At 44.5% G+C, this 12,708-nt stretch carries 10 protein-coding genes; 3 read left to right on the top strand and 7 right to left on the bottom strand.

Features of this window, described 5'->3' with window-relative positions; translation table 11 throughout:
• Positions 1–113: 113 nt before the first annotated feature.
• The 4 genes from proC to ppx all read right to left on the bottom strand — a co-directional run bounded on the left by proC (position 114) and on the right by ppx (position 5,482).
• Positions 114–947 (bottom strand): pyrroline-5-carboxylate reductase, encoded by an 834-nt coding sequence (gene proC, locus ACPEGP_RS10160; RefSeq protein ID WP_423813326.1) that lies wholly within the window; start codon positions 945–947, stop codon positions 114–116.
• A 167-nt stretch (positions 948–1,114) separates the two neighbouring features.
• The gene (tilS, locus tag ACPEGP_RS10155; protein ID WP_423813325.1) at positions 1,115–2,680 is read right to left on the bottom strand and encodes a tRNA lysidine(34) synthetase TilS; all 1,566 of its coding nucleotides are present in this window, start codon (positions 2,678–2,680) and stop codon (positions 1,115–1,117) included.
• Positions 2,681–2,855: 175 nt separating this feature from the next.
• Positions 2,856–3,659 (bottom strand): acetyl-CoA carboxylase carboxyltransferase subunit alpha, encoded by an 804-nt coding sequence (locus tag ACPEGP_RS10150; RefSeq protein WP_068405795.1) that lies wholly within the window; start codon positions 3,657–3,659, stop codon positions 2,856–2,858.
• Positions 3,660–3,940: 281 nt separating this feature from the next.
• Positions 3,941–5,482: an exopolyphosphatase gene (ppx, locus tag ACPEGP_RS10145; protein ID WP_423813324.1), complete on the bottom strand. Its 1,542-nt coding sequence runs from the start codon at positions 5,480–5,482 to the stop codon at positions 3,941–3,943.
• Positions 5,483–5,916: 434 nt separating this feature from the next.
• On the opposite strand from ppx, the gene ACPEGP_RS10140 reads away from it, so the two are divergent.
• Complete coding sequence (locus ACPEGP_RS10140) at positions 5,917–6,342, top strand: Mpo1-like protein (protein ID WP_423813323.1); 426 nt, start codon at positions 5,917–5,919, stop codon at positions 6,340–6,342.
• 99 nt (positions 6,343–6,441) lie between these two features.
• Here the strand turns inward: ACPEGP_RS10140 and ACPEGP_RS10135 are convergent, their stop codons facing one another.
• From ACPEGP_RS10135 to ACPEGP_RS10125, 3 genes are all read right to left on the bottom strand, one after another.
• Positions 6,442–8,172, bottom strand: a complete 1,731-nt coding sequence (locus ACPEGP_RS10135; RefSeq protein WP_068405801.1) for an AMP-binding protein — start codon at positions 8,170–8,172, stop codon at positions 6,442–6,444.
• Positions 8,173–8,438: 266 nt separating this feature from the next.
• Complete coding sequence (gene hemL / locus ACPEGP_RS10130) at positions 8,439–9,740, bottom strand: glutamate-1-semialdehyde 2,1-aminomutase (RefSeq protein WP_423813322.1); 1,302 nt, start codon at positions 9,738–9,740, stop codon at positions 8,439–8,441.
• 76 nt (positions 9,741–9,816) lie between these two features.
• Positions 9,817–10,170: a zinc ribbon domain-containing protein YjdM gene (locus tag ACPEGP_RS10125; RefSeq protein ID WP_068405853.1), complete on the bottom strand. Its 354-nt coding sequence runs from the start codon at positions 10,168–10,170 to the stop codon at positions 9,817–9,819.
• A gap of 346 nt (positions 10,171–10,516) precedes the next feature.
• Here ACPEGP_RS10125 and ACPEGP_RS10120 point away from each other — a divergent pair, with 346 nt between their 5' ends.
• Together ACPEGP_RS10120 and ACPEGP_RS10115 are read left to right on the top strand one after the other, a co-directional pair.
• Positions 10,517–11,269 (top strand): YgfZ/GcvT domain-containing protein, encoded by a 753-nt coding sequence (locus ACPEGP_RS10120; RefSeq protein WP_423813321.1) that lies wholly within the window; start codon positions 10,517–10,519, stop codon positions 11,267–11,269.
• Positions 11,270–11,338: 69 nt separating this feature from the next.
• Positions 11,339–12,664, top strand: a complete 1,326-nt coding sequence (locus ACPEGP_RS10115) for a D-amino acid dehydrogenase (RefSeq protein WP_423813320.1) — start codon at positions 11,339–11,341, stop codon at positions 12,662–12,664.
• The last annotated feature ends 44 nt before the right edge of the window (positions 12,665–12,708 follow it).

Here is a 12,708-nt window from a genome sequence, read left to right as displayed (position 1 = left end):
GCATTTTTATGACTTTAAGTTTTTTATGACTTTAAGTTCTTATAATTATTAATAAGGCATCTCATCAACCGCGACATGCCCTATCAATAGCGTACTAGCTATTTAGTACTATTTTATTTACTCATCTCTTCGCTTAGCGCTTGGCTACGATCGGCGCAAGCTTGCATGGCTTCAACGATTTGACGGCTGATGTCATTGGCCTGCATGGACTCGATAGCTGCTTGGGTGGTACCATTTGGTGAAGTGACTTTACGGCGTAGCTCGCTTGGTGCATCTTCACTACCCAGCGCCATTTTTGCCGCGCCAAGCATGGTTTGCATCGCTAGCGCTGACGCTTGCTCTTTATCCAATCCTAACGCGACTCCGCCATCGACCATTGCTTCGATAAAGTAAAACATATAAGCGGGCGCTGAGCCTGATACGGCGGTGACCGCATGCATGTGCTCTTCATTATCGACCCACATGACCAGACCTGACGCTTCCATCACTGCGGTTGCCAATTGTTTTTGCTCAGCACAAATATCATCCGTACCGTAAAGACCGGTTGCGCCCATTTGAATCATCGCTGGCGTATTTGGCATCGCACGAACGATATTGCCATAGCCGCCGAGCATATTTGATAATAGCGCAGTCGATAATCCTGCTGCCACTGAAATCACCAGCTGCGTGTCTAAAACGTCAGCAAAACCACTGACCACCACTTTCATGACTTGCGGCTTGACTGCCAATACCACGATGTCAGCACCGATAACCGCCGATTTTGCATCGGCCGTTGGATCGACCGTATTCAATCCTTTAGCAGCCAATTGCTCGCGCGCTTCACTGCTCGGATCAGCAACGGTAATCAGACTCGGTTTGACGCCGCAGCTGATAAGTCCACTAATCAAAGCCTGCGCCATATTACCGCCACCGATAAAGCTGATTTTCTTATTATCTAATACTGACATACGTGTCTCCTATTCAAAAAATGCAAAGGCACTCAAACTAACATAATGATAGGTAAAATGACACTCAGTTTACCATACTGCTACTGGCGTCGTTTGATAAATTCAAATGCCCAGCAATTGGCTTACCGTTTAAATAATCACTATATTAGATGCTACATATTTACTATTTAACAGGTTTTATGCAGAGTTAAATGGCTGTTGATAAATGCGACAAGCTGTTTTACATCTACATTAATATTCGCCTGCTCAGCATTCAACGCCCAGCTTTCAAAAGGTGATAATAATAAAATAGGCAGTTCTATCGGGCAATCGTTCTCTAAAGGCTCATTTTTACTACTTTCTTTATTCATAAAAGTAACGCTAACTACTACCAAACTTTCACGCAGCCATGATGGAATAGCCAAGTTTTGATAGAGCTTTTTGCCCGCTTGCGGACGTGATGCCAGTGCGGTTTGTATACGCTGTTGTCTGCCTAATGGCGCAAAGGTTACCTTCACTTTATATTCATAGCTTTTTAATAGCTGAACTACTTCATTTGGCGCAATCTGAGTTTGCCAAATAAATTTTTCATCACTGCGTAAGGTAATTGAAATAGGCTTACTGTCAGCAGCAGTGAGACTGCATAAAACGTGCATCTGCTTAGTAAGCGGCAACTCTAACCACTTGAGCCAATCACTACTTAAACGATAAAGCTGCTGACGATAGCGGCGAACAGTATACGACTGCTTGCGACCTTGCCAAAATAGCGCCGTTTGATGGTCATTATCATCACGTTGGCTTAGACTTAAGACATCATCGACGAGCTGTTTAGCGGGCGGTAATGGCTCATCTTGAGTAAGCCAATGGTGCAATAACTGCCGCTGACGATAAATCGGTAGTTTTTGCAATTTATCTATATCTAGCACGCGCTGGGCAGGTGGCAGCTGTAATGAGGCAACCTCTGTGTGCTGCAAATCCTCGCTTGCTTGGGCATTGATTATTAATTGCGCATCACTTAATAACTGCGCACTACGGGCAATATTATCAATAACGTTGGAGTTATAGTTCGCCAATATCGGCATAATATCTCGACGTAGGCCGCTACGCACATTATCACCAGCATCGTTGGTTGGGTCATCGATATAAGGCAGCTTTAAACGCTGGGCATAGGCGCTGATAGTGGCGCGTTTGATAGTCAGCCACGGTCGCCATAATACTATGCGATGTGTGCCCTGCGTTTGAATGCGCCACGGCTGCATACCAGACAAACCATTCACCCCAGCGCCTTGAATCAGACGCATTAAAACCGTTTCCGCTTGGTCATCGGCATGATGAGCTAATAATAAAACGTCATCTTGATTAAGCTGCCTTCGCATCACATCATAGCGCGCTTGCCGTGCGGCTTGCTCATCTCGACCATTGAGCTGCGCCTGTAAAATTCGACAGGGTATATTTTGCGCCTTCGCCCAATTAGCAACGTGCTGTGCCCAAGCGCCACTAGCCGCTTGCAGATTATGATTCACATGCAGCAATTGTGGTAAAAATGGCAATTCCCCCTGCTGATAGAGCTGTACGCAAAGTGCTGCTAATGCCAACGAATCACGCCCCCCGCTACACGCCAGCCAAACTCGCCGACCATGTAGTTGCTCGCCATATTCAGCTAGAATTTTTAACAATGCCTCTGCTAGAACAGCATCGACAGGCAGTTCTGCGACTGGCTCAATGGCGTGTGGAAGTATTGCGCTACTGGTCATAATCGTTCTTATTTACTGGGTGGTTTTATTTACGTATCAATCAATTAAAACATAAATAAGTCGGCACAAAAAAACGCGCCATAAAATGACACGTTTTTATTTTAACATTAAGCGCAAAGCGATATCGTTAAAAGCTAAGTTTAAGTAACTTAGCAATACAAGTTCATATAAATGCTTAGCAAGGCAACATCACTTCTGAGTTAAAGGACTTCAATTTCTCATAACGCAGCTCGCAGCGCTCATCCGCATCCATATCTTTAAGCTCATCTAATTGCTCAACAATTAATGCTTTTAGCGCCGTCATGACTGGCTGCGGCTGAAGATGAGCACCCTCGCCTTCATCGATAACTGCGTCAATTAGGCCCATTTGATAAAGGTTAATGGCATTCAGTTTTAATGCTTCACTGGCATCTTGGGCTTTTTCCGCAGTTTTCCACAGAATAGACGCACAGCCTTCAGGAGAAATGACTGAATAAATACTGTTTTGGAGCATATTTACTTTGTCGCCAACGCCAATTGCCAATGCGCCACCTGAGCCGCCTTCACCAATAATAGTGACGATAACAGGTACTTTAAGGCTGGAGAATACGGCGATACTTTCAGCAATGGCTTGCGCTTGGCCGCGCTCTTCAGCACCGATTCCGGGGTAGGCACCTTGGGTATCGACAAAGGTCATCACCGGAATATTAAAGCGCTCAGCCATTTTGACCAAACGAATGACTTTGCGATAACCCTCGGGGTTTGCCATGCCAAAATTATGTGCGATACGCTCACGCGTGCTACGACCACGATGCTGACCAATTACCATTACAGGCTGACCATCTAGGCGCGCAAGACCACCAAGAATAGCCTTGTCATCTGCATAAGCACGGTCGCCATGCAACTCATCAAATTCGGTAAACAGCTGATTGACATAGTCCATAAATAATGGACGTTTGGCATGCCGTGCAAGCTGAACGCTATCCCAGACGGTACTCATAGACGCTTCCCTTTCATAATTCTATATAATGTGGTGATGGTTAATAATGGCTGTGTTAGTTAATACTGTTATTATCGACTCTCAAATAATGAAAGTACAGTTGTAAACTCAATAGAAGCTATAGTAGCACATCTTAAATCGCATGGCATTACTGACAACGCCGCTTTTGTTACGTTAATCCGTAGCACCATTATTATAATAGTAACGGCTTCGCATTAAGAATCAGTATTAAGAATCAGTATTAAGAGTCGGCATTAAGAAACAGTATGAGCAATCAGCGCTTATGCCTCAACCATACTTCCATCAACAACACTCAGCTTTACGCCCCATTTAGCAAACTGCTCAATCTCCGTATGCAAGTCTGACAATAAGAAAGTATAGTGCTCACTACTTTCACCAACGGTAATTTGCCAGCGGTTATTGTCAATCACTTTTAAACCCAGTTTTGGTAATTCATGCTCGCTACGGCTATGATGCGCAAGCACCGCCAAACGTAGCAGCAAACACAGATAAACCAGCGAATCGCCACCGATTATACAAGCCTGCTCTAACATATCCGCTTTGAGCTTACGGCGATGATTGAGCATCAGCTGCGCCATGCGTTTTTGATCGACCTGCGAAAACCCTGGAATATCAGAGTATTCAACCAAATAAGCACTGTGTTTATGATAGCCGCTATGCGCAATTGCTAAACCGATTTCATGTAATGACGCTGCTCGTCTAAGTAAATCACCATCTTCTGTACTAAGTCCGAGCTTTTCTTTGACTTGCTCAAATAAACTGCGGCTGGTTTTGACCACTTGTTTGGCTTGTTTTTTATCGCCAGAGTAGCGTTTAATCAGCGCAAGCACACTGCGGTCACGCACATCTTCGCTAGCAAAACGTCCAAGCATATCGTACATAACGCCTTCACGCAGCGCGCCATCTGAATACACCATGGTCTCAATGCCGAGCACTTTCATCACCGCTCGCAATACCGCAACGCCCGCTGGGAAAACCGCTTTACGGTGTTCTTTGACGCCTTCTAATTCAATGTCATCGACGTTGCCAATTTTAAGCAATAATTTTTCTAACTTTTTAACACCTTTATAGGTGATGCGTTCTTGTTCATCTGCCCAGCCTTTTGACACAAGGACGTTGCGCACCGCTTTAATCGTCCCACTTGAGCCAACCACACTACTCCAGCCGGTTTTTTGGTAACGGCCGTTAATCGCCAGCACTTCTTTGCGCGCCGCTGAGATGGCATTATTAAAGGCTTCTTTAGTAATTAAGCCGTCCGCAAAATACTTTTGGGTAAAGGCGACGCAGCCCATTTGTAAGCTTTCGGTCAATAACGGATCGAACTCTTGACCGATGATAAACTCTGTCGAACCGCCCCCAATATCGACGACCAACCGCTTATCGCTACTGGCATTGGTGTGCGAGACGCCCAAATAAATCAAACGTGCCTCTTCACGTCCAGCGATAATCTCAATCGGTTTGGGCAAAATTTTATTGGCCCGAGTAATAAAGTCATTGGCGTTTTTTGCTTGGCGTAGGGCGTTGGTCGCTACCACGCGAATACGCTCGGGCGGCACCGAATCCAAACGCGCCACAAAGCGGCTTAAGCATTCAAGACCGCGCTTTTCAGCCGCCGCACCCAAAATATTATTCTCATCGAGTCCGGCAGCGAGCTGCACCTTTTCAGACATAGACACCACTTTTCGCACTTCACCGTGGTCGAGACGCGCAATCGCCAGATGAAAACTGTTGGAGCCGATATCAATAGCGGCCATCATTTCATCTTCAGCAAGTGGTGGATTTTTTAGGTAGTCTTTGGGCATAAGCGAGATTGTTACCGTATTAGATAAAGTGGTATTTAAAAGCTTTCAAGCTTTTAAAATAAAAAATATGAGCAAGTTTTGCCATTAAAGCATTTATGCCAAACGCTGGCAAGTCAGCGGCTACCATCGCTAAACACAGCTTGCAAAAACATCCAAATATCTAAGAAAACTCAATTAAATACTGGCTAAACAATGATTAAATCAGAACCTTAAAGTCAGTCTCTAACGCTTGTTTTAATGCAATCGGTTTGCTACATTGAAAATGCGTTAGAATCTCATAATTAGCCGGTATATTGTAATAGATAACAAGCACTTACTTATATTATAAACATTGGTTATATAAGCTCATTACATAAAACAGCCCTCAATTTTGCGATTGAGCATTCATAACTCATTGATGATTTAAAATAACTAATTTGCAAGGAAGCAAAGTCATGAATCAAGCCACTACCCAAACCTCTCAAAACAAAGCTGCCCAAACTAAAAATGCCGATACTCATATTGATAAACAAAGTAATGGCAAGCTTACCAATGTAGCAGACCCAGCCAAGCATCAATTTTATGACTTTTATTTAAATGAACATCAAAACATGGCGTGCCGCCGTTTGCATTTCGCGGGTAGTAGTTTTGGACTTTTAGGATTGGTAAAGTCTGTCAAAAACCGCTCAGCCAAACCGCTGCTTAAAGGTATTGCCGCGGGATATGCTTGCGCGTGGGTCGGGCATTTTTTCTTTGAGAAAAACAAACCTGCTACTTTTAAATACCCATTACAAAGTTTTGCTGGTGATATTCGTATGTTCACCGACGTGCTCCGCGGTAATTTGAGCTTAAAAGACCGTAAGTTCGATAAAGCGCGTTAAATTTATTGATAATAAACAGAAAAAACAAAAACTGGGCCAGTTTAAGACGCTAGCCCAGTTTTTTATGTTGTTATCAAAAATCTATTATTTAGCAGCTATTTAGCGTAAAGACTTACGAAGTATTTTACCTACAGCGGTTTTTGGTAACTCATCGATAAAATCGTAAGCTTGCGGACGCTTATAACCGGTCAAACGCTCTTTGGCAAACGCCGCCAATTCCTCAGCCGTTAAGCTGGAATCTCTTTTAACCACAAACGCTTTTGGCACTTCGCCACTGTGCGCATCTTCAATGCCAACGACAGCCACCTCGAGCACTTTAGGATGTTCCGTCAGCGCCGCTTCCACTTCATTTGGATATACATTGAAACCCGAAACCAAAATCATATCCTTTTTACGATCAATCAATGTCAAAAAGCCATTTTCATCTAACATGCCGATGTCACCGGACTTAAAGTACCCATCATCGGTAAAGGTCTCTGTATTATCCAAACCCCAATAACCCTGCATCACTTGTGGCCCTTTAATCCCCACTTCGCCGGGCACGCCAACAGCACAGGCGGCTCCTTGCTCATCAATGATTTTGATATCCATCATGGCTAAAGGTAATCCGACGCTACCATTAAAGCTATCTATGCCCGGTGGATTAAAAGAGATAACCGGCGACGTTTCTGACATGCCATAACCTTCATTAATAATCATGCCTGTAGCGCGCTGCCATCGGTCAGATACCGCTTTGATAATCGCGGTGCCGCCACCGATAGATAATGCCAAGCGACTAAAATCAAGCTCGGTAAACTTTGGATGATGGAGCATGCCGTTAAATAACGTATTGACCGAAGGAATCACATGCGGCTGATGCTGTTCAATGCTATTTACTAAGCCATCGATATCGCGCGGATTGGTGATCAATATATCTTCCCAGCCGCCATAAATACCCAGTAAACCACAAACCGTGAAGGAGAAAATATGATAGAGCGGTAAAGGGTTAAGTATCTTGATTTGCTCGCTGCGACCTGCTTCGACAACGCTGCCAAACATTGCATAACATTGGCAAATATTAGCCATCAAATTATAATGAGTAAGCATCGCGCCTTTTGGCTTACCCGTTGTGCCGCCCGTATACTGGAGTAACGCCAAGTCTTCGCGCGTGATGGTCGGTGGCTGAAACTGATCTGCATGGTACGCTTGCATAATATGAGCAAAGCTCACATAACGTTCTTGATGAGATTTTGCAACTGTAAGCTCATTTTCACCGTCATTTTCGGTTGAACAATGAATACTGTTAAGGATAGCAATATCATTATCGATAAGCTCAGCACTCGGATTGATAGAACAATGTACGACTAAAGACAGTTGCGCTTTAACCTCATCATCCAATTTATCGAAAGCTGCCGACATACCATCGAGAATCACCAATCCACACGCTTGAGAGTCTGTCAGCTGATGGGCCAACTCATACTGGGTATACATCGGATTGACATTTACCAATACTACCCCTGCGCGCAGACAACCAAGCAGCACCACCGCATATTGCAATATATTTGGCAATTGCACCGCAACACGGTCGCCCTTTTGAATGTTTTGTGCTTGTAAAAAAGCAGCAAAGCGGCGACTTGCAACATCTAACTGAGCAAAATTTAAGGTGGCAGCGCCCATGCTAAAAGCAATAGCGCTACTGTGCTGATCAATTTTTGGTTGTAATAAATCAAGCAGGTTGTCCTTACCGTTTAACACATCCAAATTATTTTCCAAGCCATATTGCTCGTAAGCTCGCTGCCATAATGGCGGAACACGGCTACTTGGCGCATTATTTTCAAAGCTATTATCCATCAAATTGCATCCTTGCTAAAACGTGATTGGTGCTCTCAGAATAGCACAACTTAGTCGTTGTATTATAGGTTCTAGAACAAGGATACTTTTAGGTTATAGATTATTTTCAAGCCTAAAAAACTTCCACCATTTATTAAAAATTCGTTTTATTAATACGCAGGCACAAAAAAACCAGCACGATAATCCTGCTGGTTTTTATGTTGCAGATATAAATTCTAAAGAACATTAAACTTTAAATTTTAGACAAGTAATTTTAACCAAATGATTTACGCTTTTGCCATTTCTGCAAAAATCTCATCAGCGGCGTTAATAGACGCTTCAATGTCTGCATCACTATGCTTGATCGACATAAAGCCCGCTTCATAGGCAGATGGCGCAAGATAAATACCGCGCTCTAACATGCCATGAAAAAAGGTATTAAACACCTCCATATCGCACTCGGTGACGTCATCGAAGTTTTGCGGTACGTTTGCCGCCTTGTCTTTAACAAAGAACATCCCAAACATGCCGCCCAGTTTATTGGTGCGCAGATTGATACCATGCTTGTCCGCTGCCGCTTGGATACCATCAATAAGCTGGTCTACTTTCGCAGATAATTGATCATAAAAACCATCAACGGTTAAGTCTTCAAACATCGCGATACCGGCGCGCATAGCCAGCGGGTTACCTGATAACGTACCGGCTTGATAAACGCCGCCAAGTGGCGCGATACAAGACATCACTTCTTTTTTACCACCGAAAGCACCAACGGGTAAGCCAGCACCGATAATTTTACCAAAGCAGGTCAAATCAGGGTCAATGCCAAAATGCGCTTGCGCGCCGCCAAGTCCAACGCGAAAACCGGTCATCACTTCATCAAAAATCAATACCGCACCATTGGCGGTACATTCTGCACGCAAAGTATCATGGAATTCTTGGGTCGGAATGACCATATTCATGTTGCCGGCGATTGGTTCGACAATCACGCAAGCAATCTCACTACCCCATTTTGCAAAGCATTCTTTAATCGCTTGTGGGTCATTATAAGGAATGGTAATCGTATGCTTGGCAAAGTCCGCTGGCACGCCTTTTGAGGTCGGCTCGCCAATATCTAGCATGCCTGAGCCCGCTTTTACCAGTAAGCTGTCGGAATGACCATGGTAGCAGCCTTCAAATTTGACGATTTTGTCACGCTCAGTAAAGCCACGCGCCAAACGAATCGCGCTCATGGTCGCTTCTGTACCTGAGCTTGTCATGCGAATCATCTCAACACTTGGGACGATGTCGCAAATCTTATCGGCCACGGTGGTTTCAAATGGCGTTGGTGTACCAAAGCTCAAACCATCATCAGCGGCTTTTTTAACCGCATCAATGACTTTTGGATGCGCATGACCCAAAATCATCGGCCCCCAAGAGCCGACATAATCGATATAAGCATTGTCTTCGGTGTCATAGATTTTGCTGCCGCTAGCACGGTGCATAAAGATAGGCGTACCACCAACGCCAGCAAAGGCGCGAACCGGTGAGTTTACGCCGCCAGGAATATGTTTGCGGGCTTGTGCAAAGAGTTGTTCATTTTTAGTGCTCATAATTAGTCTCTACTTATTTTTTTGGTGTTATTTTATTAACGATAGCTTAATTAACAATCACTTAATTAACAAAAACTTAGGCTTTTTTAACCACTGACGATTTGAGCTTCATCGGTCCAAAACCATCGAGTTTACAGTCGATATCATGACCATCAGAGGCATCTGGCAACAGACGAATCCCTTTTGCTTTGGTGCCGACTTTGATAATGGTTGATGATCCTTTGACCTTTAAGTCTTTAATCACGGTGACGGTATCGCCATCTTGCAGCTCGTTACCGACCGCATCACGAATGACCGCATCTTGTGCTTCAGCCTGCGCCGCATCGGTTTCAGCCGCGGTCCACTCATGAGCACACATCGGACATACCAGTAACGCACCATCTTCGTACGTATATTCAGCATCGCATTTTGGGCAATTGGGTAAGCTCATAATTTCCTCGTCAGCCGTGATAAATTGGGTGTATTCTAACGCTAACATTGTACCGTAACTCGCCAGCTTTCACCAATCGCTCCGCTTGTAAACACAGAACTGTGACTAATTGATACATTCGCTTATCCCTTAACGCGGACGTTTTTTATCACGTGGTTTTTTGTGGTACTCTGCTGTAACCAAATTTGATTTGATAACCATTTGTCTTTAGGTACTAAAAAGATGGTAAAAACTTAAATAACGACTTTTTCGCATTATTTTAACAGTAAGTTTTATAACGACTTTAATCACTCAGTATTAACCCTAATATCTGAGGCTATAGCGACTCATAAATAGGACAATAATAATGACTCAATCAACATTGCCACAATTTGTTCAACTAACCATTCAAGGTGAAGATGCCGCAAAGTTCTTACAAGGGCAGCTGACCTCTGATGTCACTAAGCTTGGGCTTAGCTATCAAGCAACGGCGCTTAGCAATTTAAAAGGCCGTATCGATTTTGGCCTTTGGATTAAAAAACAAGACGAAAAGCATTTTGATGTAGTCATCAGTGCCGATTGCGCTGAGGCTTTGCAAGCGCATCTTAAAAAGTTTGGCGCCTTTTCAAAGTTTGATACCAGTACACCAACGCCCATTTATCCTTGCGTACTCGATGGAGTGCCAACCTTTAGTCATAAAGACGAGCATAATACTATCGATGACACTCAAGCGTGGATGCAGGCGAGTCTTGCAGCGGGTAATTATTGGATAGTCGCGGACACACGAGGCGAGTTTCAGCCGCAAGAGCTGCGCCTACATCAGCGCGGCGGTATGGACTACGATAAAGGCTGCTACCTCGGTCAAGAAGTCATTGCCCGTATTTACTTTAAAGCCGCGCCAAAAGCGTTTTTACATTATGTCAGCGGCACAGGCGAGGTGCCAGCCGCAGGTGATAAACTAGAGAAAATTCAGGTGGTCAATGCCACTGCTGATGATGATATTAATGCTAATGGCTTTAAGGCATTGGTTGTTGCCCGCCCAGAGCATTTAGCCGATAGTGAGCTTACGATATTAGATTTACCACCAGCACTACAAGCAGATGCCGCCCGTCAAAAATAACGTGAAACGTTTGGTAGTCCATTTGGTATTTTAAAAAGCATTTTTACTAAAAACGTAGCAGAGCAATTTATGACCCATATTGCGGTACTCGGAGCAGGTGTGGTGGGCGTGACCAGCGCTTGGTATCTTCGGCAAGCAGGCTACGATGTGACCGTCATTGAGCGCGAATCTGCTGCCGGTATGCAAACCTCATTTGCCAATGGTGGGCAGATATCCGTCTCGCACGCAACCCCTTGGGCAAATCCGAGCACACCAATGAAAGCGCTTAAATGGTTGTTTCGTGAAGATGCACCGCTGCTCTACCGCTTGCGAGCTGATAAAGCGCAGTTGAAATGGGCAATGCAGTTTTTACAAGAATGCCGCGCAGAACGAGCCGATGCCAATTTGGTACAGATGGTGCGTTTGGGCTTGTACTCACGCGAAGCATTGCAGCAGCTGCGTGCTGATATTGGTATTGATTACGAGCAGCAAACGCGCGGTATCATGCATTTTTATACCAACCAAGTTGAGTTTGATGCTGCCATCGCGCCAACCGAGCGTATGCAAGAGCTCGGCTGTGAGCGTTATGTGATAGATATTAATAATGCTATTAGCCTTGAGCCTGCGCTTTACCCTATCGCGCATAAGCTCAAAGGCGCGACTTATACCAGCCGTGATGAATCGGGTAATGCGCATGTATTTGCCCAGCGTTTGGCGCAGCGCTGCATCGATGCTGGCGTGAAATTTTTATACGATACCGACATTTTGACGTTAAATACTGACGCCCATTCTGCTCGCCCGCACGTGCATAGTATGACCATTCGTCCCAAGGGCAAAAACGCACAGACTTTTAGCGCTGACGATTATGTACTGGCACTTGGCAGCTATAGCGTATTGCTCATGAAACCGCTCAATATCCATCTGCCGATTTTCCCTGCCAAAGGTTATTCAGCCACTTATCAAGTCAATCCGCGTGCGCCACATTTAGCACCTTTCGTCAGCCTTATTGATGATGAGTTTAAATTAGTCACCTCGCGCCTTGGTGACAAATTACGCGTCGCAGGTACGGCGGAATTTAACGGCTATAATATGGATTTAAATAGCACGCGCTGTGCAGCCATTACCTGTCGCGTACAGCAGTTATTTCCCAAAGGTATCATTGCCAATTCTGTGCAATATTGGACAGGACTGCGCCCAATGACGCCATCAAATGTACCATTAATAGGACGCGCGCATCATGGTCAAGTCCGTCATGGTAGTGTCATTACAAACGCCAGCTTTGATAATTTATGGCTAAATACCGGTCATGGCACGCTTGGCTGGACGCATGCTTGTGGTTCGGCAAAGGCGATCAGTTTATTGATACAAGGCGAGACACCGCAAGTAGACTTTGATTTTATTGGTTTAGGAACTTAAAATTAAAAACGTAAAAAAGGCACTTTTTTAAGTGCCTTTTTAAA

The sequence above is a fragment of the Psychrobacter sp. 219-2-C genome (assembly GCF_049560815.1).
Lineage (GTDB): Bacteria > Pseudomonadota > Gammaproteobacteria > Pseudomonadales > Moraxellaceae > Psychrobacter > Psychrobacter faecalis.
This window is presented reverse-complemented; position numbering and strand designations above follow the sequence as displayed.

What these genes read in the sequence shown, in the direction of transcription:
- proC (WP_423813326.1), bottom strand. Translation starts at nt 947, where the DNA reads ATGTCAGTATTAGATAATAAGAAAATCAGCTTTATCGGTGGCGGTAAT.
- tilS (WP_423813325.1), bottom strand. Translation starts at nt 2,680, where the DNA reads ATGACCAGTAGCGCAATACTTCCACACGCCATTGAGCCAGTCGCAGAA.
- ACPEGP_RS10150 (WP_068405795.1), bottom strand. Translation starts at nt 3,659, where the DNA reads ATGAGTACCGTCTGGGATAGCGTTCAGCTTGCACGGCATGCCAAACGT.
- ppx (WP_423813324.1), bottom strand. Translation starts at nt 5,482, where the DNA reads ATGCCCAAAGACTACCTAAAAAATCCACCACTTGCTGAAGATGAAATG.
- ACPEGP_RS10140 (WP_423813323.1), top strand. Translation starts at nt 5,917, where the DNA reads ATGAATCAAGCCACTACCCAAACCTCTCAAAACAAAGCTGCCCAAACT.
- ACPEGP_RS10135 (WP_068405801.1), bottom strand. Translation starts at nt 8,172, where the DNA reads ATGGATAATAGCTTTGAAAATAATGCGCCAAGTAGCCGTGTTCCGCCA.
- hemL (WP_423813322.1), bottom strand. Translation starts at nt 9,740, where the DNA reads ATGAGCACTAAAAATGAACAACTCTTTGCACAAGCCCGCAAACATATT.
- ACPEGP_RS10125 (WP_068405853.1), bottom strand. Translation starts at nt 10,170, where the DNA reads ATGAGCTTACCCAATTGCCCAAAATGCGATGCTGAATATACGTACGAA.
- ACPEGP_RS10120 (WP_423813321.1), top strand. Translation starts at nt 10,517, where the DNA reads ATGACTCAATCAACATTGCCACAATTTGTTCAACTAACCATTCAAGGT.
- ACPEGP_RS10115 (WP_423813320.1), top strand. Translation starts at nt 11,339, where the DNA reads ATGACCCATATTGCGGTACTCGGAGCAGGTGTGGTGGGCGTGACCAGC.